This window comes from Streptomyces pilosus (assembly GCF_014649835.1).
In the GTDB taxonomy this organism is placed as follows: domain Bacteria; phylum Actinomycetota; class Actinomycetes; order Streptomycetales; family Streptomycetaceae; genus Streptomyces; species Streptomyces pilosus.
Genome location: NZ_BMTU01000006.1, coordinates 419,039 through 438,924, shown reverse-complemented (window position 1 = coordinate 438,924; position 19,886 = coordinate 419,039). Strand labels below are relative to the sequence as shown.

The 19,886-nt window shown below is 74.0% G+C and carries 23 protein-coding genes; 13 read left to right on the top strand and 10 right to left on the bottom strand.

The window, feature by feature from the left end; genetic code table 11:
* Positions 1-33 precede the first annotated feature (33 nt).
* Complete coding sequence (locus tag IE118_RS18675; RefSeq protein ID WP_189559079.1) at positions 34-1,371, top strand: aminotransferase class I/II-fold pyridoxal phosphate-dependent enzyme; 1,338 nt, start codon at positions 34-36, stop codon at positions 1,369-1,371.
* 366 nt (positions 1,372-1,737) lie between these two features.
* Here the strand turns inward: IE118_RS18675 and IE118_RS18670 are convergent, their stop codons facing one another.
* Positions 1,738-2,685, bottom strand: coding sequence for a DMT family transporter (locus IE118_RS18670; RefSeq protein ID WP_189559078.1), 948 nt, complete (start codon positions 2,683-2,685; stop codon positions 1,738-1,740).
* A gap of 75 nt (positions 2,686-2,760) precedes the next feature.
* On the opposite strand from IE118_RS18670, the gene IE118_RS18665 reads away from it, so the two are divergent.
* Positions 2,761-3,711, top strand: a complete 951-nt coding sequence (locus tag IE118_RS18665; protein ID WP_189559077.1) for a LysR family transcriptional regulator — start codon at positions 2,761-2,763, stop codon at positions 3,709-3,711.
* On the opposite strand, the gene IE118_RS18660 is transcribed toward IE118_RS18665, so the two are convergent.
* Together IE118_RS18660 and IE118_RS18655 are read right to left on the bottom strand one after the other, a co-directional pair.
* On the bottom strand, positions 3,686-4,156 hold the full coding sequence (locus tag IE118_RS18660; protein WP_189559076.1) for a pyridoxamine 5'-phosphate oxidase family protein: 471 nt from the start codon (positions 4,154-4,156) through the stop codon (positions 3,686-3,688). The two genes, IE118_RS18665 and IE118_RS18660, sit on opposite strands and share 26 nt — an antisense overlap.
* A gap of 41 nt (positions 4,157-4,197) precedes the next feature.
* Positions 4,198-4,683, bottom strand: a complete 486-nt coding sequence (locus tag IE118_RS18655) for a Rieske (2Fe-2S) protein (RefSeq protein WP_189559075.1) — start codon at positions 4,681-4,683, stop codon at positions 4,198-4,200.
* Positions 4,684-4,882: 199 nt separating this feature from the next.
* Here IE118_RS18655 and IE118_RS18650 point away from each other — a divergent pair, with 199 nt between their 5' ends.
* The gene (locus IE118_RS18650; RefSeq protein ID WP_189559074.1) at positions 4,883-5,647 is read left to right on the top strand and encodes a HipA family kinase; all 765 of its coding nucleotides are present in this window, start codon (positions 4,883-4,885) and stop codon (positions 5,645-5,647) included.
* Complete coding sequence (locus IE118_RS18645; RefSeq protein ID WP_189559073.1) at positions 5,644-6,027, top strand: DUF3037 domain-containing protein; 384 nt, start codon at positions 5,644-5,646, stop codon at positions 6,025-6,027. Before IE118_RS18650 ends, IE118_RS18645 begins: the two co-directional genes overlap by 4 nt.
* A gap of 62 nt (positions 6,028-6,089) precedes the next feature.
* Here the strand turns inward: IE118_RS18645 and IE118_RS18640 are convergent, their stop codons facing one another.
* Complete coding sequence (locus IE118_RS18640) at positions 6,090-6,629, bottom strand: excalibur calcium-binding protein (protein WP_189559072.1); 540 nt, start codon at positions 6,627-6,629, stop codon at positions 6,090-6,092.
* Between the two features lie 287 nt (positions 6,630-6,916).
* Here IE118_RS18640 and fabG point away from each other — a divergent pair, with 287 nt between their 5' ends.
* From fabG to IE118_RS18615, 5 genes are all read left to right on the top strand, one after another.
* On the top strand, positions 6,917-7,678 hold the full coding sequence (gene fabG, locus IE118_RS18635; protein WP_189559071.1) for a 3-oxoacyl-ACP reductase FabG: 762 nt from the start codon (positions 6,917-6,919) through the stop codon (positions 7,676-7,678).
* Between the two features lie 13 nt (positions 7,679-7,691).
* Positions 7,692-8,450: an SDR family oxidoreductase gene (locus IE118_RS18630; RefSeq protein WP_189559070.1), complete on the top strand. Its 759-nt coding sequence runs from the start codon at positions 7,692-7,694 to the stop codon at positions 8,448-8,450.
* Positions 8,451-8,663: 213 nt separating this feature from the next.
* Positions 8,664-10,250 (top strand): ABC transporter substrate-binding protein, encoded by a 1,587-nt coding sequence (locus IE118_RS18625; protein ID WP_189559069.1) that lies wholly within the window; start codon positions 8,664-8,666, stop codon positions 10,248-10,250.
* Between the two features lie 90 nt (positions 10,251-10,340).
* Complete coding sequence (gene ung / locus IE118_RS18620; protein WP_189559068.1) at positions 10,341-11,024, top strand: uracil-DNA glycosylase; 684 nt, start codon at positions 10,341-10,343, stop codon at positions 11,022-11,024.
* Positions 11,025-11,166: 142 nt separating this feature from the next.
* On the top strand, positions 11,167-11,682 hold the full coding sequence (locus tag IE118_RS18615; RefSeq protein ID WP_189559067.1) for a tetratricopeptide repeat protein: 516 nt from the start codon (positions 11,167-11,169) through the stop codon (positions 11,680-11,682).
* A 40-nt stretch (positions 11,683-11,722) separates the two neighbouring features.
* Here IE118_RS18615 and IE118_RS18610 read toward each other — a convergent pair whose 3' ends face one another.
* From IE118_RS18610 to IE118_RS18600, 3 genes are all read right to left on the bottom strand, one after another.
* Positions 11,723-12,214: a hypothetical protein gene (locus IE118_RS18610; RefSeq protein ID WP_306430383.1), complete on the bottom strand. Its 492-nt coding sequence runs from the start codon at positions 12,212-12,214 to the stop codon at positions 11,723-11,725.
* 112 nt (positions 12,215-12,326) lie between these two features.
* On the bottom strand, positions 12,327-12,836 hold the full coding sequence (locus IE118_RS18605; RefSeq protein WP_189559065.1) for a DinB family protein: 510 nt from the start codon (positions 12,834-12,836) through the stop codon (positions 12,327-12,329).
* A gap of 31 nt (positions 12,837-12,867) precedes the next feature.
* On the bottom strand, positions 12,868-13,470 hold the full coding sequence (locus IE118_RS18600; RefSeq protein WP_189559064.1) for a TetR/AcrR family transcriptional regulator: 603 nt from the start codon (positions 13,468-13,470) through the stop codon (positions 12,868-12,870).
* Between the two features lie 87 nt (positions 13,471-13,557).
* Between IE118_RS18600 and IE118_RS18595 the strand changes: the two genes are divergently transcribed.
* Positions 13,558-14,793 carry an FAD-dependent monooxygenase gene (locus tag IE118_RS18595; protein ID WP_189559063.1) on the top strand — a complete coding sequence of 412 codons (1,236 nt, stop codon included), beginning with the start codon at positions 13,558-13,560 and terminating at the stop codon, positions 14,791-14,793.
* The gene (locus IE118_RS18590; protein WP_189559062.1) at positions 14,790-15,695 is read left to right on the top strand and encodes a Gfo/Idh/MocA family protein; all 906 of its coding nucleotides are present in this window, start codon (positions 14,790-14,792) and stop codon (positions 15,693-15,695) included. Before IE118_RS18595 ends, IE118_RS18590 begins: the two co-directional genes overlap by 4 nt.
* On the opposite strand, the gene lnt is transcribed toward IE118_RS18590, so the two are convergent.
* The 3 genes from lnt to IE118_RS18575 form a co-directional block, all read right to left on the bottom strand.
* Positions 15,619-17,184, bottom strand: a complete 1,566-nt coding sequence (gene lnt, locus IE118_RS18585; protein ID WP_189559061.1) for an apolipoprotein N-acyltransferase — start codon at positions 17,182-17,184, stop codon at positions 15,619-15,621. The two genes, IE118_RS18590 and lnt, sit on opposite strands and share 77 nt — an antisense overlap.
* Before the next feature lie 69 nt (positions 17,185-17,253).
* Complete coding sequence (locus IE118_RS18580; RefSeq protein WP_189559060.1) at positions 17,254-17,739, bottom strand: nuclear transport factor 2 family protein; 486 nt, start codon at positions 17,737-17,739, stop codon at positions 17,254-17,256.
* 114 nt (positions 17,740-17,853) lie between these two features.
* On the bottom strand, positions 17,854-18,435 hold the full coding sequence (locus IE118_RS18575; protein ID WP_189559059.1) for a TetR/AcrR family transcriptional regulator: 582 nt from the start codon (positions 18,433-18,435) through the stop codon (positions 17,854-17,856).
* Positions 18,436-18,532: 97 nt separating this feature from the next.
* On the opposite strand from IE118_RS18575, the gene IE118_RS18570 reads away from it, so the two are divergent.
* Together IE118_RS18570 and IE118_RS18565 are read left to right on the top strand one after the other, a co-directional pair.
* Complete coding sequence (locus IE118_RS18570) at positions 18,533-18,970, top strand: VOC family protein (RefSeq protein ID WP_189559058.1); 438 nt, start codon at positions 18,533-18,535, stop codon at positions 18,968-18,970.
* 160 nt (positions 18,971-19,130) lie between these two features.
* Positions 19,131-19,871 (top strand): SDR family NAD(P)-dependent oxidoreductase, encoded by a 741-nt coding sequence (locus IE118_RS18565; protein ID WP_189559057.1) that lies wholly within the window; start codon positions 19,131-19,133, stop codon positions 19,869-19,871.
* Positions 19,872-19,886: the final 15 nt, after the last annotated feature.

Here is a 19,886-nt window from a genome sequence, read left to right as displayed (position 1 = left end):
CGCTCTCCATTGCACTAGTGCATAATTGGGTTTGTGCTAGGAGAGTATCGGATCAGTGGGCGGCGCGCAGCGGAGATTTCCGCGAGCATCGAGCGCGCGGTGGGTGAGGGAGCGTTGCAGCCGGGTGAACTGCTGCCTTCCATGCGGGAGTTGGCGGAACGACTCGGGGTCAACGCGAACACCGTCGCGGCCGCGTACCGCACCCTGCGCGACCGCGGGGTCATCGAGACGGCGGGCCGGAGGGGCAGCCGGGTCCGGTCCAAGCCGGCCACCACGGCACGCGACCTCATGCGGGTGGAGGTGCCGCCGGGGGTGCGGGACCTGTCCGAGGGCGGCCCCGACCCGGAGCTGCTGCCGGCGCTCGCCGGGGCGTTCGCGGCGGCGGCCGGGCGGGGCGACCGGGAGCCGGTGCTCTACGGGCACGCGCCGGTGGAGCCGGAGCTGGCGCGGACCGCGCGGGCCTGGCTGGACGCCGACGGGGTGCCCGGGGGGCCCGTCGCCGTGGCCTCGGGAGCGCTGGACGCCATCGAGCGGGTGCTCGCGGCGCATCTCAGGCCCGGGGACGCGGTCGCGGTCGAGGATCCCGGCTGGGGGAGCCTGCTGGACCTGGTGCCGGCGCTCGGGCTGAGGACCGTCCCCGTGGGTCTCGACGGCGAGGGTCCGCTCCCCGACGACGTGCGCGGGGCGCTGGCGGGCGGCGCCCGGGCCCTGATCGTCACCGACCGCGCGCAGAACCCGACCGGTGCCGCGCTGAGCGCCGCCCGGGCCCGTGCCCTGCGGTCCGTGCTCACCGCCCACCCGGAGACGCTGCTGATCGAGGACGACCACGGGCACCACATCGTCGACGTCCCGCTCCACCCCCTCGCGGGCGCCACCAGGAGCTGGGCCTTCGTGCGTTCGGCGGCCAAGGCGTACGGTCCCGACCTGCGGCTCGCGGTGCTCACCGGGGACGCGGTCACCCTCGACCGGGTGCGCGGCCGGCAGCGCCTCGGTCCCGGCTGGGTGAGCCTGATCGTCCAGCGGGCCGTGGCGCGGCTGTGGAGCGAGGGCGCGGTGGACCCGGCGGCCGTCGCAGCCCGCTACGGGCGGCGCCGGGACGCGTTGATCGGGGCGCTGGCCCGGCGCGGGATCGCGGCGTACGGGCCCAGCGGCATGAACGTGTGGGTGCCGGTCCCGGACGAGACCGGCGCCGTCGCCCGGCTGCTGCACGCCGGCTGGGCGGTGGCCCCCGGTGCCCGCTTCCGGATGAACGCGCCGCCGGGAATCCGCGTCACGGTCTCGACCCTCACCGGGGACGAGGTCGAGCCCCTGGCCGACGCGGTCGCCGCGGCCCTCGGCCCGCCCGGGGGACCGGCCCGCACGTACGCCTGACGGGCGGGCCGGCCGCATGCGGGGAGGTCCCCGCGGTGCCGGCGGCCAGTCCGCTGCCCGCCACCCAGGGGGCGCCGGTCACCGGCCGGCGGCCGGGGGGCTCCCGGTCCACCGCTTCACCGGACGCCCGACCGCCCGGCCCGGCACCGGGCCCCCCGCTCGCCGGCCCCGGTGCGCTGCCCGGGGCCCGGGCCGGGAGGCAACGGCACGGTCGGTGCGGGTGCGCTTCGGGGCAGCGGGAGCCGCGGGCCCTCTCACGGGGGGCCGTACGGGCGGCAGGGTGTCGCCGGTGGCGGAAGGCAGCGGGCGGGCCCGGACCCGTGACACCACGCCGTGCGGTGGCCGACGGTCCGGCGCCCGGCGCGGCTACGCCGGGCGCTTCGGGCGGACCTGGGTCAGTGCCGCTCCCGCCAGCACGATCGCCGCACCCACCGGCGTCGACCAGGTCAGCGTCTCCCCGAGGAGCACGATGCCGGCCGCCGCGGCGATCACCGGGACGAAGTAGGTGACCATCTGGCCGGTCGTCGGACCGACCTCGGCGACCAGGCCGTACTGGATGAGCACGGCAAGGCCGGTGCCCAGCGTGCCCAGCGCGGCGATCGCCAGCAGCGGGCCCACCGCGAAACCGCTCGGGAGAGTGGTGAACAACGGTGTGACGATCGCCAGTTGCACCGTGGCGAGCAGCAACTGGCCGCCGGTCAGGGACAGGTTCGAGTGGCTGCTGCCCGCCAGGGTGCGCCGGACGTAGATCCAGCCGACGGGGTAGCTCAGCGAGGCGAGGAGGGCCAGCGCGGTGCCGCGGGCGTCCAGGCCCTGGAAGCCCTGCCAGGCGCCCAGCACGGTCAGCACTCCGAGGAAGCCCAGCCCCAGCCCCGCCACCCGCACCCGGGTCGGGCGGTCCTCGGACAGCGCCACCAGGGACAGCGCCATGCCCCACAGCGGTGAGGTCGCGTTGCAGATGCCGGCCAGCGTGGACGGGATGGTCAGCTCCGCGAACGCGAACAGCGAGAACGGCAGGGCGTTCAGCAGGAGGCCGGCGACCGCGAGATGACCCCAGGTGCGCGCACCGCGCGGCAGCCGCTCCCGGCGCACCGCCATGGCGACGGCGAGGACGGCGGTCCCGAAGGCCAGCCGGCCGAGGGTGACCTGGAACGGGGCGTAGCCCTGTGTGCCGACCTTGATGAGGAGGAAGCTGAAGCCCCAGATCAGGGAGAGCGCGCCGAAGCGCAGGCGCCAGTCCAGACGCTGACGGCCGGTTTCGGGGGCGGGGCCGGACGGGACCGGCGTGGTGGTGGTCGCGGTGACGCTGCTCATGGACGCAACGATGCGGGACGCGCATCTCGTAGCACAATCGAGATTTCGCACGTGGTATCTCGTAGCATTGCTTACATGTTGAACCTGGAGCGCCTGCGCACCCTCGACGCCCTCGCCCGGCACGGCTCGGTCAGCGGAGCGGCCCAGGGGCTGCACATCACCACCTCCGCCGTCTCGCAGCAGCTGGCGAAGCTGGAACGCGAGGCAGGCCAGCGCCTGCTGGCGAAGAACGGGCGCGGTGTCCGGCTCACCGACGCGGGCCGGCTGCTCGCCGAGCACGCCGCCCGCATCCTGTCCCAGGTCGAGCTCGCCCAGTCGGACCTGGAGGCCCAGCGCGGTCAGGTCGCCGGCGAGCTGCGGGTCTCGGCGTTCCCGACCGCCGCACGAGGGCTGTTCCCGGTCGCGCTCGCGGACCTGCGCGCACGGCACCCCGCGCTGCGCGTGCGCTCCCGCGAACTGGAGCCCGAGCAGGGCATCCGGGGAGTCGTCCGGGGCGACCTCGACCTCGCCGTCGTCCTCGACTGGTACAACAAGCCGATGCCGCTGCCCGACGGCCTGGTCAAGGCGCTGCTGCTCGACGACCCGGCCGACGTGGCGCTCCCGGCCGGGCACCGGCTGGCCGGACGCGAGGAGCTGGACCTCGCGGAGTTGGCCGACGACGAGTGGATCACCTGGGGCGAGGGCGAGTTCTGCCACGAGTGGCTGATGTTCACCCTGCGCTCCAAGGGCGTCGAGCCGGTCGTCGGCCACCTCGCCGCCGAGAGCCACACCCAGCTCGCCCTGGTCGCGGCGGGGCTCGGCGTCTGCGTCGCCCCCCTGCTGGGCCGTGACCCGCTGCCCGGCGGCGTGGTGACCGTCCCGCTCCGGCAGCGCGTGCGCCGGCACGTCTTCGTGGTCTGGCGCGCGGACGCGGACCGCCGCCCGTCGATCCGGGCGGCGGTGCGGGCACTGCGGGCGGCGGGGCAGCGCGTCGGGGGAGAGGCGGCGAGCGGCGCGGCCCCTACGACAGCGCCGACAGCTTCCTGAAGTCCCAGGAGACGATCTTCTCCGGGGTCAGGCACAGCCAGGCGTGCCGGCCGTCGTGCGGCATCTCGTCCAGGCCGAAGTTCTTGCGGGCGAACAGTGTCTCAGGAACGTCGAGTTCGGCCCGCAGCTCGCCGGTGCGCGGGATCTCGCCCACGAACTCCACCCGCCCCGACAGCTCCGCGCCGCGCAGCTCGTCGTACTCCTCGCCGGTGTCGACCACGATCGCCACCCGCGGATCCCGCCGCAGATCCGCCCAGCGCCTGCTGCGCACCACGGAGTAGAGCCACAGCGAGGTGCCGTCCCAGGCGAACCAGAGCGTGCTGACGTGCGGAGCACCGTCGGCGGACACCGTGGCGACCCGGCAGGTGCGCTGCGCGGTGAGGAAGTCGTCCAGCTCCCCCGGCGTCATCATGATCTTGCGGCCCCGGCGCTGCGTGGCGGTCATACGGTCCTTTCTTCCCTCACGTCGTACCCGGCACCGCCGGTTCAGGCGAGGCTGATCGAGTCCCCGCTGACGGTGATCTCCACCGCGGGCAGCGGCTTCGTGGCCGGACCGCCCCGCACACTGCCGTCGGTGATGGAGAAGTCGCTGTTGTGGCAGGGGCAGTTGATCACACCGTCGGCGACGCTCTTCACCGCGCACCCCTGGTGGGTGCAGGTCGCCGAGAACGCCTTGAACTCGCCCGCCGACGGCTGGGTGACCACCACCTTGCGGTCGGCGAAGACCTTCCCGCCGCCCTCGGGGATGTCGGCGGTCGAGGCGAGCGGCGCGCCACCGGCGGCGTCGTCGCCCCCGGCGCCCGCACCCTCGTCCGGTGTGCCGCCCGGCGACCCGGAGGCCGCCGAGGAGCCCGACGGCTCGTCGTCCGAACCGCCGCAGGCGGTCAGCGCGACGGCGAGACCCGCCGCCCCGGCCGCCGCGACGACGGTGCGGCGGGCGGGTCCCGATGCGGAGTGAAGTGATGCGGTCATGCCGGTGTCCCTTCCGGGGCGGACAGTCGATCCGGGGAGAGGTACGGTCAGCGGGCTCACGCTGTTCAGACAGTGACGAGAGCCTGGCCTGCCCCCGGTCGGACGGGCGTAAAACACGGCTGTCGTTTCCCTGTCGGGCGGCCCCGCCTCCCGCCCCGCCCCCGGTCGGCGCGCGGTGACGCGCCAGTAGCCTGGGGCGATGCTCAAGGAAGTCATCGCGACCCGCTTCATCGGGCCGCTGCGTGAGGGCGGCTCGCTGCCGGGCCTGATCGAGGCCGACGATCTCGGGACCTACGTCCTGAAGTTCACCGGTGCCGGACAGGGCCGCAAGACGCTGGTCGCCGAGGTCGTGTGCGGGGAGCTCGCCCGCCGGCTGGGCCTGCGGGTGCCGCGGCTGGTCACCGTGGAACTCGACCCCGTCCTGGGGCTGGGCGAGCCCGAGCAGGAGGTGCAGCACCTGCTGAAGTCCAGCGGCGGCACCAACCTCGGCATGGACTTCCTCTCCGGCGCCCTCGGCTTCGACCCCCTCGCCTTCGAGGTGGGGCCCGAGGAGGCCGGGCGGATCGTCTGGTTCGACGCGCTGGTGAACAATGTCGACCGCTCCTGGCGCAACCCCAACATGCTCCGCCTGCGGGACGGACTGTGGCTCATCGACCACGGCGCGACGATGATCTGGCACCACAACTGGCCGGGCGCCCCCGCCTCCGCCGCCCGGCCCTACGACGCCTCCGACCATGCGCTGAGCACCTTCGCGCCGGACGTCGCGGCCGCCGCGGCGGAGCTCGCGCCGCTGGTCACCGGGGAACTGCTGGCCGAGGTCACCGCGGAGGTCCCCGACGCCTGGCTGGCCGGGGAGCCCGGCTTCGACACGCCCGACGAACTCCGGCTGGCCTACGCGCGGCCGCTGCTCGCCCGCGCCGCCACCGTCCACCGCCACATCCACGGCCTCGGGGAGGACCAGTGAGCGACCGGCACGTCTACGAGTACGCCCTGCTGAGGGTCGTACCGCGCATCGAACGCGGCGAACGCGTCAACGCCGGGGTGCTCGTGTACTGCCGGCACCGCTCCTTCGTCACGGCCCGCACCCACCTCGACGAGGCGCGGCTGCTGGCCCTGGACCCCGCCGCCGACCTGGCCGGCGTGCGGGCGGCGCTGCGCGCGGTCGAAGGTGTCTGCGCGGGCGGCAGCGCGGCGGGGCAGGCGGCACGGGACGACGCGGGACGGCGCTTCCGCTGGCTGATCGCACCCCGGTCCACCATCGTCCAGCCCGGCCCCGTGCACACCGGGCTCACCGCCGATCCGGCGGCGGAGGCGGAACGGCTGCTCGATCTGCTCGTCCGCTGAGGACGACGGGGACCACCGCGGCGCGGCCGTCGGACCACCGCGGGCGCGGCCGTCCCCGTCCGTCAGGAACGGCGGCGCTTCACCAGATGGCCCGCCGCGAGGACGGCGCCCGTCACGAACGTCGCCCCGACGCCCAGGTCCCAGCCGCTCGGACCGGAGTCCGCGGAACCGCCCAGCCCGCCCTCCACACCCCGCGTGGGCGCCACCGAGGCGGGGGACGCCGGGGCGGCGGACGTCGCGCGGACAGTCGCGGGAGCCGAGCTGGGAGGTGCGGTCGTGGCGGGAACCGCGGTCGCGGTCGGCGAGGCGGCCGTCGGGGACGGTGACGCCGGCCGGGTGGGTGCGGAGCTCTCCGGCGCGGGACGGTACGTGGACGAGGTGAGACCGCGCCGCGGCAGCGCCTCGCAGGCCACGCCGTCGTCCGGACCCGGGTCCTCGTCGAGCCGGTGTGGATCACTCGTGTTCAGGTCGAAGAAGGTCTGCGCGTCCTCCTGGTAGGTGAAGTCCCTGCAGTCCAGATCCTGGGCGTGCGCTTGGTCGGCCAGCGGCACGATCGCGGCGAGCACGATCAGCGTGCCCATGGCACCGGTGCGACGACGCATGGAGCGCCTCCTTTCCGGCCTCGGACGGCTCGCGCTTCGACGCTAGGGGCCGCCCGGCGCCGGGGCGCGCGGCGCTGGGCCGATCGGGTGCTCCGCGCCGACCGCCGCACGGCGCCCGCGGACCGCGGACGGGGAACGACGCGCGGGGAATGGATCACACCCGCGCGGTGCGCCGTTGACACCGGGTGCCAGGGCTTCTAGCGTCACGTCTGCTGAAGGTACTAAGCGGTCGCTCATTGAACGAGTCCGGCCGTGGAGCCGCATCCCAAGGGCGAGGAGAAGCAGCAATGTCCACCACTGAGCAGCGGGTCGCGGTCGTCACCGGCGCCGCGCGCGGCATCGGCGCCGCCACCGCCGTACGACTGGCCGCCGAGGGCCACGCGGTCGCCGTGATCGACCTGGACGAGGCGGCCTGCAAGGACACCGTCGAGAAGATCACCGCCGCCGGTGGCAAGGCCCTCGCGGTCGGCTGCGACGTGTCCGACGAGGCGCAGGTCGAGACCGCCGTCGCGCGCATCGCCGAGGAGCTCGGCGCGCCGACCGTCCTGGTCAACAACGCGGGCGTGCTCCGCGACAACCTGCTGTTCAAGATGAGCGTCTCCGACTGGGACACCGTCATGAACGTGCATCTGCGCGGCGCCTTCCTGATGACGAAGGCCTGCCAGAAGCACATGGTCGATGCCGGGTTCGGACGCATCGTCAACCTGTCCTCCTCCTCCGCGCTCGGCAACCGGGGCCAGGTCAACTACTCGGCCGCCAAGGCCGGTCTGCAGGGCTTCACCAAGACCCTCGCCAAGGAGCTCGGCAAGTTCGGCATCACCGCCAACGCCGTCGCCCCCGGCTTCATCGCCACCGAGATGACCAAGGCCACGGCCGACCGCGTCGGCATGGGCTTCGAGGACTTCAAGGCCGCCGCCGCCACCCAGATCCCGGTCGCCCGCGTCGGCTACCCCGAGGACATCGCCAACGCCATCGCCTTCTTCACCGGCGAGGCCGCCGGCTTCGTCTCCGGCCAGGTGCTGTACGTCGCCGGCGGACCGCTCGACTAGGAAGACCGGGAACATGACTGCTGTGGAACTCACGGGCAAGGTCGCCCTGATCACCGGCGCCAGCCGCGGTATCGGCTACGGCGTCGCCGAGGCCCTCGTCGCACGCGGCGACCGGGTCTGCATCACCGGCCGGGGCGAGGACGCCCTCAAGGAGGCCGTCGAGAAGCTCGGTCCCGACCGGGCCGTGTACGTCGCAGGCAAGGCGCACGACGAGGCACACCAGGCCCTCGCCGTCGAGCGCGCCATGGAGGCCTTCGGCCGGGTCGACTACCTCGTCAACAACGCCGGCACCAACCCGGTGTTCGGGCCGATCGCCGACCTCGACCTGAACGTGGCCCGCAAGGTGTTCGAGACCAACGTGGTCTCGGCGCTGGGCTTCGCGCAGAAGACCTGGCACGCCTGGCAGAAGGACAACGGCGGCGCGATCGTCAACATCGCCTCCGTCGCGGGCCTCGCGCCCTCGCCCTTCATCGCCGCCTACGGCGTCAGCAAGGCGGCGCTGATCAACCTGACCCAGCAGCTGGCGCACGAGTTCGCGCCCCGGGTGCGGGTCAACGCCATCGCGCCGGCGGTGGTGAAGACCAAGTTCGCGCAGGCGCTCTACGAGGGCCGGGAGGCGGAGGCCGCCGCCGGCTACCCGCTGGGCCGGCTGGGCGTGCCGTCCGACATCGGCGGCGCCGCCGCCTTCCTCACCTCCGAGCAGTCCGACTGGGTCACCGGCCAGACCCTGGTCGTGGACGGCGGCATCTTCCTGAACGCCGGCGTGGCCTGAGCCGGATCACCCGCGCACCCGCGCGCGAGCCGGTCCCGACACGGGCGCCCGTTGACGAAAACGGCGTCCGTGTCGGCGTATCCGGCCGGCGACGCCGCGTGACAACGTAGTCATCGCAAGTTGATCTCAAGGGCCGTACGGAGGAGGGTCAGCGGGCGCATCACTGCGGTATGGTCTGCCGACCCTTGGCATGGCAGATCGAGGAGCGTGCGCGTGTTCAACCGGAACCGATGCCTGCGGCGGGTGGCGGCCATCGCGTCCATATCGTCCCTGATGACCGGATGCGGCGTCCTGTCGTCCGGCGATCCGGACGACGAGGGACCTATCGTCGTGGGAACCACCAGCTCGCCCAGCACGCTGGATCCTGCCGCCTCCTGGGACAGCTCCTGGGAGCTGTTCCGCAACATCTACCAGACGCTGCTGAGTTACCCGGTCGGTGCGACCACTCCGCAGCCGGACGCCGCGGAGAGCTGCGAGTTCTCCGACAGCTCCAACCAGGTCTTCCGCTGCGAACTGCGCGCGGGCCTGAAGTTCTCCGACGGCGGCACCCTGGACGCCAAGGCGGTCAAGCACTCGATCGACCGGATCCGGGAGATCAACGTCAACGGCGGTCCGGCCGGCCTCCTGGGTAGCCTGGAGAGGGTGCAGGCGCCCAGCGAGCGCGAGGTCGTCTTCTACCTCAACAAGCCCGACGCCACCTTCCCGTTCGTGCTCGCCACCCCCGCGATGTCGATCGTCGACCCGGAGTCCTATCCGGCGGACGCGCTGCGTGAGGGGACCGACGTCGTCGGCTCCGGGCCGTACACGCTGCAGGCGTACGAGGACGGGAAGCGGGCCGAACTGGTCCGCAACGACCGCTACAAGGGCTTCGCCGACCGGAAGAACAGCGCGGTGACCGTGCGCTACTTCCAGGAATCCGCCACCATGGTCAAGGCGCTGCGGGACAGGGAGATCGACCTGACCTACCGGGGTCTGGCCGCGGGCGACGTCATCGACTTCCAGGGCAGGGCCTCCAAGGAGCAGGAGATCCAGCTCATCGAGGGCACCGGGACCGACATCAACTACCTGGTGTTCAACCCGAAGGACCGGTGGGCCGGCAAGAAGGAGGTGCGCCAGGCCATCGCGCAGGTCCTCGACCGCGCGGCGATCGCGCACAAGGTCTACCGGGACACCGTCGACCCGCTGTACTCCATGGTCCCCAAGGGCCTGACCGGGCACACCACCGGCTTCTTCGACGACTACGGCGAGCCCAGCGCCGAAAAGGCCCGGGACATCCTGACCGACGCGGGCATCACCGAACCGGTCCCGCTCACCCTCTGGTACACCACCGACCGCTACGGCTCCGAGACCGCGCAGGAGTTCAAGGAGATCGAGAAGCAGCTGGAGGCGTCGAAGCTGTTCGACGTCACGCTCAAGAGCCGCCCCTGGAAGACGTACGTCGAGGGCTACCAGAACGGCGAGTATCCGGTGTTCGGGCGTGGCTGGTCCCCCGACTTCCCCGACGCGGACAACTTCATCGCCCCCTTCGTCGGCAAGCAGAACGCGCTCGGCACGCCCTACGAGGCCACCGAGATCACCAACAAGCTGCTGCCCAGCTCGCGCCGGGAGAGCGACCGGGGCAACGTGGTGAAGCAGTTCGAGGAGGCCCAGCAGATCCTCGTCGACGACGCGCGGCTGCTGCCCCTGTGGCAGGGCCGGCAGTACGTGGCGGCGAGCCGGGACGTCTCGGGCGCGGAGCGGTCGATGGACCCCTCCACGATCATGATGCTGTGGCAGTTGTCCCGGAAGACCAGCTGGTAGCACCGGGCGTTGTCGGCCGCGGGGCAGGATGTCAGTGGTCGCCTGTAGGTTCAGTGACCTCGAAGTGACCGCACACGTGAGGACATTGACGTGACCGACATCGCCATGCTGCCCGAGTCCTGGCGCGGGGTTCTGGGCGACGAACTGCAGCAGCCCTACTTCAAGGAGCTGACCGCGTTCGTCGAGGAGGAGCGGGCGAAGGGTCCCGTCTACCCGCCGCGCGAGGAGGTCTTCGCGGCGCTGGACGCCACGCCGTACGACAAGGTGAAGGTCCTGGTCCTCGGCCAGGACCCGTACCACGGCGAGGGCCAGGGTCACGGCCTGTGCTTCTCGGTCCGGCCGGGCGTGCGGATCCCCCCGTCCCTGCGCAACATCTACAAGGAGATGCACGCCGAGCTCGGCACGCCCGTCCCGGACAACGGGTACCTGATGCCGTGGGCCGAGCAGGGCGTGCTGCTGCTCAACGCGGTGCTCACGGTCCGCGCCGGCGAGGCCAACTCGCACAAGGGGCGGGGCTGGGAGAGGTTCACCGACGCGGTCATCCGCGCGGTCGCCGACCGCCCCGACCCGGCGGTCTTCGTGCTGTGGGGCAACTACGCGCAGAAGAAGCTCCCGCTGATCGACGAGAGCCGGCACGTGGTGGTCAAGGGCGCGCACCCCTCGCCGCTCTCGGCGAAGAAGTTCTTCGGCTCCCGCCCCTTCACGCAGATCAACGAGGCGGTGGCCGCGCAGGGACACGAGCCGATCGACTGGACCGTGCCGAGCGTGGGCTGACGCCGCCCGGGCCCGGTGCCGGACCGCTTCGCCGGGGTCCGGCACCCGGCCCCCCGTGTGCCACGGAGCCGCCTCTCCGCTCCCGCCCCCGCCTGCGGCTAGCGTCGGGGACGACAGGCGGCGAGCGGTGGTGGAGGACGTGGTGGCCGAGCGACAGGGGCAGGCGGCGCCGGACGCCGTACTGACACGGATCGGTCAGCTCGTGATGCTGCACCACGCGGGCGACCGTGAGGAGGCCCGGCGCCGCTTCCTCGGCCTGTGGGCGGAGATCGGCGAGCGCGGCGATCCACTGCACCGCTGCACGCTCGCCCACTACCTCGCCGACACCCAGGACGACCCCGGGGACGAACTCGCCTGGGACCTGCGGGCGCTCACCGCGGCCGAGGAGGTCGCGGACGACCGCCGGAGCGCGTACGAGGCGTCCCCCGGCGTGCGCGCCCTCTACCCGTCGCTGCACCTGGGCCTGGCCTCCGACTACGCCCGCCTCGGCCGCCCCGACGCCGCCCGCACCCATCTGCGCCGGGCCCGGGAGACGGCCCGCGGCCTCTCCGACGACCGCTACGGCGAAGGCGTACGGGCGGCCATCCGGCGGCTGGAGATCCGGCTGGAGGAGGACGGGAGGCCCGGGGACCGTGGGCTGCCCGGGCAGCGTCCCTGAGGACCCGGCCCCCCGGCGCGGAGCACCGCTCACGGCCCGCTCAGGGACCGTAGGCGTCCTGGCAGATGGTGGCCTCCTGGCTGTCCGCACGCCAGCCGCCGTACTCCCGTCCCAGCGCGCAGAGGTCCTGCGGGGCGCCGGCGCCGGGCCGCGCCGGCGTACCGGCGCCCGGCAGCTCCACGGGCGGGCGCCGCGGAACGGTCTCCCCGCCCGGCCCGGGGCGGGCGGGCCGGGTCCGCCCGTCGTCCCCGCCGGAGGGGGTGTCCCGCTCCGGTGCCGCCGTCCCGGTGGCGCGGTGCGAGGGGGACGCGGACTTCTCCGCGGACGGCGACGGGCCGACCAGGGTGAGCGCCTCGCTCGCCGGTCCCTGCACGATCGATGTCTCGTTCCCCACCACCGGGCGCGGTCCGCCGCCCTGGGTGGGTGCCGTCGCCGGACCGGGCGCGAGGGGGCGCTGGACCGTCATGCAGCCCGAGAGGGCGGAGACCGCCACGGTCACCAGAAGCGTTGCTGTGGTCGTCGTTCGATGCACCCGTGCCACTCTGCTGGCTCCGGCGACCCCGGAGGGGGCGGACGGGCACAGCATGCCCCGCACGGGTGATCTCCCGCCCCGTACGGACGCCCCGCGGGTGCCGCGGGTGACGTCACTCGCCGGTGGCGCCGTCGATCCGTTCGCGGATCAGGTCGGCGTGGCCGTTGTGACGCGCGTACTCCTCGATCATGTGGGTGTAGATCCAGCGCAGGCTGTACGCGTCGCTGAACCGGTCGCCGGCCCGGGACGGATCGTCCAGGGCGAAGCCGGCCGCCGCGCGCCGGGCGGCGTCGATCTCGGCCTGCCAGGTGGCGTGGGCCTCGTCCCAGGTGTCGCCCTCGCCCAGGTGGAACTCGCCGTCGCGGTCGGCCTCGCTGTAGTAGAGGGGCCCGGCGTCCTCGCCGGCGAGCACCCGGCGGAACCAGCCCCGCTCCACCTCCGCCATGTGCCGCACCAGGCCCATCAGGGACAGCTCCGAGGGCGGCACCGACGCGGTGCGCAGCTGCCCGTCCGTCAGTCCCTCGCACTTCCGGGCGAGGGTCGCCCGGTGGTAGTCGAGCCATCCCTCCAGCATGGAGCGTTCGTCGGCGTCGGTGGCGGGTTCGGTGCGCTCGGTCGTCATGCCGCCCATCCTGGCCCGCCGTTGATCCCTTTCACCAGGGCTTCTCGGCTCCGAGCATTCCGGCCAGCAGTTCCTCCAGGTCCGCGCGCACCTCGGCGACGCCCGGCACCCGCGCGCTGAACGAGCCGGCCACGCAGGAGAACATCAGGCCGTCCGCCCAGGCGATCAGCGACAGGGAGTGCCGCTCGGGATCCGTGGAACCGAGTCCGGTGACGAGGGCGGTGAGCTGGTCGCGGAAGCGGGCGCCGGCCGCGTCGAAGTACGCCCGCAGCCCGGGGCGCCGGGTCGCTTCCAGGGCCAGCTCGTAGCGGGCGAGGGTCAGCTCCCGGTTGCCGGTCAGCGCACGGTGGGCGGCCAGCGCGAGGGCGTCCACCAGGGAGTCGGCGCCGGCCCTCGGGTCGGGCATCTCGTGCAGTGCCAGCACCCGTGCCTCCCGCTCGGCCAGTCGCCGGACCGCCAGTTCCAGCAGGGCCTGCCGGGTGCGCGCCAGATTCGAGGTGGACCCCTGGGGGAGCCCGGCCGCCTCGTCGACCGCCCGGTGGGTCAGACCGCGCATGCCGCGCTCGGCGAGCAGGGCGAGGGCGGTGTCGGCGACGAGATCGGCACGGGCGGCGCCCGGGGTGCGTACGGACATGGAGGCCAAAGTACCCGCCGCACTACGGCTGTAGTACGTTGGATCCCAGAGTCCACTACAGGTGTAGTTCCGGCAGGAGGAGGAGCCATGGCAGGCCTCGAGCGGGCGATCGTGATCGGCGGCGGGATCGGGGGCCTGACCGCGGCCGCCGCCCTGCACCGGCGCGGAGTGCGGGTGACGGTCCTGGAGCGGGCCGCGTCGCTGGAGCCGGTCGGCGCCGCGATCTCCCTGTCACCCAACGCGCTCCGCGCGCTGGACGTCATCGGGATCGGTGACGACGTCCGGGCCCTGGCGGCCTGGCAGGGCGACGGCGGACTGCGCGCGCCCGGCGGCCGGTGGCTGGCCCGCACCAGCGCCGCCGCGGCGGCCGAGCGCTTCGGCGGACCGCTCGTCCTGCTCCACCGGGCCACCCTCATCGGCCACCTGGCCGCGCGGCTCCCGGCCGGCGCCGTCCGCACGGGCACCGCCGCCCGGCTCCTCGACCCCGGTGCCCCGGACCGTCCCGCCAGGGTCGGCACCCCCGCCGGCGACCTGGAGGCCGACCTGGTGGTGGCCGCCGACGGCATCCACTCCGCCGTGCGCCGCGAGCTCTTCCCCTCCCACCCCGGGCCGGTCTACTCCGGGTTCACCACCTGGCGGCTGGTGATCCCCGTCCCCGGCGTGGAGTTCGCCTCCCACGAGACCTGGGGCCGGGGCCGCATCTGGGGCACGCACCCGCTCCGGGACGGCCGCGTCTACGCGTACGCCGCAGCGCCGGCGCCCGCCGGCGAGCGCGCCCCGGACGACGAGCGGGCCGAACTGCTGCGGCTCTACGGCGACTGGCACACACCCGTCCCCGAGGTGCTCGCCGCCGCCCGCCCCGGCGACGTACTCCGCCACGACGTCCACCACATCGCCGTGCCGCTGCCCGCGTTCCACCGCGGCCGGGTGGCCCTGGCCGGCGACGCCGCGCACGCCATGCCGCCGACCCTCGGCCAGGGCGGCAACCAGGCGATCGAGGACGCGATCACCCTCGCCCACCACGCCGCCGACCTGCCCGCCTACACCGCGGCCCGGCTGCCCCGCACCACCGCGATCGCCCGCCGCGCGGTGCGCGCGGCCCGCCTCAACATGGGCACCGGACCCATGGCCACCGTCGTGCGCGACAGCGCGCTCATCGCGTTGTCCAGGACCGCCCCGGCGCTCTTCCTGCGCGGCTTCGACGGCATCGCCGACTGGCGGCCGCCCGCGGGTGCCGCCCGGCCGGGCGGATCCGCGGAGGAGGCAGGCCGTATGCTCGCAGCGGACCACGGCAGGCGAGGACCAGAGGAGAACACCCCGTGAAGGTCGGCTGCATCGGACTCGGCGACATCGCGCGGAAGGCCTACCTGCCGGTGCTCGCCGTGCAGCCCGGAGTGGAACTGCACCTGCAGACCCGCACCCCCGCGACGCTCGAACGGGTCGCCGACGGCCTCCACCTCCCGCCCGGCCGGCGCCACCGTGACCTCGGCTCCCTGATCGCCGAGGGCCTCGACGCGGCCTTCGTGCACGCGCCGACCCCGGCCCACCCGGAGATCGTGACCCGGCTCCTCGAAGCGGGCGTACCGACCTACGTCGACAAGCCGCTCGCCTACGAACTCGCCGACTCCGAGCGGCTGGTGGCCCTCGCCGAGGAACGCGGCACCGGCCTCGCCGTGGGGTTCAACCGCCGCTTCGCCCCCGGCTACGCGCAGTGCGCCGACCACCCGCGCGAGCTGATCCTGATGCAGAAGAACCGCGTCGGGCTGCCCGAGGACCCGCGCACGATGGTCCTCGACGACTTCATCCACGTCGTGGACACCCTGCGCTTCCTGGTGCCCGGCCCGGTCGACGACGTGACCGTGCGCGCCCGCACCGAGGACGGACTGCTGCACCACGTGGTGCTCCAGCTCGCCGGGGACGGTTTCACCGCGCTGGGGGTGATGAACCGCCTCAGCGGTTCCGCCGAGGAGATCCTGGAGGTCTCCGGGCAGGACACCAAGCGTCAGGTCGTCAACCTCGCCGAGGTGATCGACCACAAGGGCCAGCCGACCGTGCGCCGCCGCGGGGACTGGGTGCCGGTGGCGCGCCAGCGCGGGATCGAGCAGGCGGTGCTCGCCTTCCTGGACGCGGTGCGCGCGGGCCGGGTGCTCAGCGCCCGGGACGCACTGGCGACCCATGAGCTGTGCGAACGGGTGGTACGAGCGATCCACGAGCGCCCCGCCTGAGGCGCACCACCCCGGTGACGCCCCACGCCGCGAGGACCAGCAGCGCCGCGTACGGCGGCCAGTCGCCGAAGCGGACGTAGAGCGTCGTCCCGTGCGCCAGCGGCACCTCGTACACCTGCGCGGCGGCCGTGCCGGTGCCGAGCCCCGGGCCGACGCGCCCGCCGTCCGGACCGTAGACGGCGGAGACGCCCGTCAGGGTCGCGTGCACCATGGGGCGGCCCGTCTCGGCCGCCCGCAGCGCGGCGAGCGAGGCGTGCTGGGCCGGTGCCCAGCTCTGCTGGAACGTCGAGGTGGAGGACTGGGCGAGCAGCACGTCGGCGCCGTCCTGGGCGAGATGCCGGCTCATGTCGGGGAACGCCGACTCGAAGCACACCATCGGCCCGATCCGCAGACCGCCCCCCGCGTCCATCACCACCTGCTCGGAGCCCATCCGGCGGTCCTCGCCGGCCGCCTTGCCGACGGAGGTGGCCCAGCCCAGCAGGGAACGGGCGGGGATGTACTCCCCGAACGGCACCAGCCGCATCTTGTCGTACCGGTCCCCGGTGGGGCCGTCCGGGCCGATCAGCACGGAGCTCTTGTAGATACCGGGCCTGTCCGAGCGCCGGGCGTCCACGTTGACCAGGATCCGCGCGTCCGTCTCGCGTGACAGCGCCGTCAGCCGCCGCGCCAGGTCGGGCCGGTCCCCGAGGTCGAAGCCGACACTGCTCTCGCCCCAGACGACCAGACCGACGTCCTGGCCGGCCAGCTCACGCGTCAGCCGCTCCTGGAGGTCGAAGCGGCGGTCGGCGCTGTCGCGCCCCGCCACCACTCCGGGCTGCACGACCGCTATCCGCACCCGGTCGCCGGGGTCCGGGCGCGGTGACCAGACCCAGGCGGCGGAGGTGGCGGCGGCCGCGGCGACCAGCCCGGCCACGGCCGGCACCCGGGCCCGCCGGACCGCGACGAGCACGGCCACGGCGACGTTCACCGCCACCACCAGGAAGCTCGCCAGCCAGACCCCGCCCACCGACGCCAGCCGGAGCGCCGGCTCCACCTCCCACTGACTCGCCCCGAGCACCCCCCAGGGACCGCCGAGCCCCTGCCAGGAGCGGACCAGTTCGATCGCCAGCCACCCCGAGGGCAGCACGACGAGCGCGGCCGCGACCCGCCCCGCGGACGGCACCCCGCCCAGCAGCCGCCGCACCAGCCACCCCCACGGCGCCCACAGCGCCCCCAGCAGGGCGGCGATGACGAACGTGAAGACGTGCAGGTTCGGCAGCAGCCAGTGATGCATGGCCAGCATGAACCCGAACCCGCCCCACCAGCCGTCGAGGGCGGCACGCCTCCCGCTCGGAGCCGTACGGGCCAGCAGGATCCACGGGACCAGGGCGGCGTAGGCGAACCACCACAGGGACGGGGCGGGGAAGGCCAGGACGGGCAGGGCCCCGGCGACCGCGGCGGCGGTCGAGCGGCGCCAGCGGGAGGTGGGCCAGTGGCCGAGCGACTTCATAGGCGCCTCCCTACCCCGTGCTGCCTCCAGTGTGCGTCCCGGTGCCGATCCGCAACACCGCACACCGGATCAGTGGACCACGGGGGCGGTCCTCCGGCCGGTCGGGCGCCGCCACGTCTCCCGCACGACCACCCCGCTCAGGCGCCAGCCGTCGTCCGTGCGCAGCATCGCGAACACGCACCGGCCGCCGCACACGAACTCCGGCTCGGCCGGCTCCCCGCCGGCTCCGGTGCGGCACATCGGGTTCACGTAGTCGGCCCGCACCCGGGCCGTGTCGCCCCGGTCCTGCTCCCAGACCCCGAAGCGCACCCGCCGGTTGACCATCAGGTGCTGGCGCACGGGGTAGGGCCCGAGGCTCTCGGCCAGCCATCCGGCCACCGTCCGGGCGCTCCCCTCGATACCGCCCGCCGACCGGTAGTCGGCCCGCCCGTCCGGCGTGAACAGGGCCCGGTACGTCTCCCAGTCACCGTCGTCGACGGCCACCGCGTACTCGGTGACGAGTCCGTCCACGGCCAGCCGGTCCCTCACGGTCGCGAGCTCCACACGCTGGGTCATCGGATCAGTGTTGGCCATCGGGCGTGCGCCGCCAAGGGGGCGTGCGCCGCCACGTTCACCGGTCCTCGGCCCCGGCCGGGCCGGCCGTCCGGCGGGGAAAGCCGGATCCCGCGGTCAGGCCGGGGTGCGCAGTCCCTCCAGCAGCCGGTCGAGGGCCTGCTCCGCGGCCCGGGGGTCGCCGCCCCGCGCGATCCACAGCGCCGCCTCGTTCATCGCCCCCGAGAGCAGCCGGGCCAGGGGCTCCACCGGCTGGTCGGCGATGCTCCCGGCCGCGGCGAGGTCGGTCAGGACCTCCTCCAGGTGCCGGGCGGAGGACTCCTCGTCCTGCGCCCGCCACTCGTCCCAGCCCAGCACGGTCGGCGCGTCGACCAGCAGGATCCGGCGCACGGCGGGGTCGGTGCCCGCGGCCAGGAACGCCCGGCAGCCGGCCCGCAGCCGCTCCCAGCCGTCCTCGTGCCGGTCGGCCGCGCCCGCCACCCGTTCACCCAGCTCCCGCTGCGCCTCGCGGACGACGGCCCGGAAGAGCCCCGCCTTGCTGTCGAAGTGGTGATAGGCGGCGCCCTTGGTGACTCCGGCCGCCCGCGCCACGTCGGCCAGCACCACCTGGTGGTACCCCTCGGCGGCGAACCGCCGCCGCCCTTCGGCCGTCAGCGCCCGCCGCGTGGCCGCCCGCTGCTCCGCCCGGCTGAGCGCCATCGCGTACGCACCGCCTCTCCTTTTCGCATACCCGGGGTATGCTACCGGCTCGTTGACATACCGCAGGTATGTGAAACCGACGGGAAGGGTCTCTGCCATGACGAACGCACCCACGACCGGGCTCGGCGGCTTCTACCCGGTGATCGCCACCCGGAGCGTGGCCGCCGCACGCGACTTCTACACCCGTCACCTCGGGTTCGAGGTGACCTTCGAGGCGGACTGGTACGTGAGCCTGCGCCGCTCCGACGCCCCGCAGTACGAGCTGGCCCTGCTGGACCACGCCCACCCCACGGTCCCCGAGGGCCACCGGACCGCGCTCCGGGGCGGCCTGCTGCTGAACTTCGAGGTGGACGACGTCGACGCCGAGCACCGGCGGCTCGTGGCCGGGGCGGGCCTGCCCGAAGTGCTGTCCCTGCGCACGGAGGAGTTCGGCCAGCGCCACTTCATCGTCGCCGCCCCCGACGGTGTGCTGATCGACGTCATCACCGTCGTCCCGCCCACCGGGGAGTACGCCTCCCAGTACGTCGGCGCCTGATCCCGGGGAGCCGGGGGCACACGCCGGCTCCCGCGCCGGGCCCGGCACACGGGGCCGGGTCCCCCGTCCCGGGGAGCGGGCCCGCGCCCTTGGTGACGAAGAGCGCGCACGTCTGCGAGCCTTGAGGATCTTCGTCTCGCGCTCTTCGCAGGAGGTAGTCATGAAGCGTCTGGTCACGGTGGTCACCGGTGGCAGCCGGGGGATCGGTGCCGCGACCTGTCTGCGGCTGGCGGCGGAGGGGCACGACGTCGCCGTGAACTACGTCCAAGACGCCGACGCCGCCGAGTCGGTGGCGGAGGGGGTGCGGGCTGCCGGTTCACGGGCGGTGACCGTGCGTGCGGACACGGCGGTCGAGGCGGACGCCGAGCGGCTCTTCGAGGTGGCGGAGCGGGAGCTCGGGCCGGTGACCGGGCTGGTGAACAACGCGGCGGTGACCGGGCCGCTGGGGCGGTTCACCGAGGTGGACACCGGCACGCTGCGCCGGGTCGTCGACGTCAACCTGATGGGCACCCTGCTGTGCTCGCGTCGGGCGGCGCAGCTGATGGTCCCCCGGGGCGAGGGCGTGATCGTGAACATCTCCTCGGGCGCGGCCACCCTGGGCAGTCCGAACGAGTACGTGCACTACGCGGCGACGAAGGCCGCCGTCGACGCGCTCACCCTGGGGCTGGCCAAGGAACTCGGTCCGGACGGCATCCGGGTCAACGCGGTCGCCCCCGGTGTCATCGACACGGAGATGCACGCCGCGATGGGTGCCCCGGACCGGGCCCGGCAGGTCGCCGGGGCGGTACCGCTGCGGCGCGCGGGGCGGGCCGAGGAGATCGCGGCGGCCGTGGCGTGGCTGATGTCGCCGGACGCCTCGTACACCACCGGGACGGTGCTGCGGGTCGCGGGCGGGCGCTGACGCCCGCGGGACACG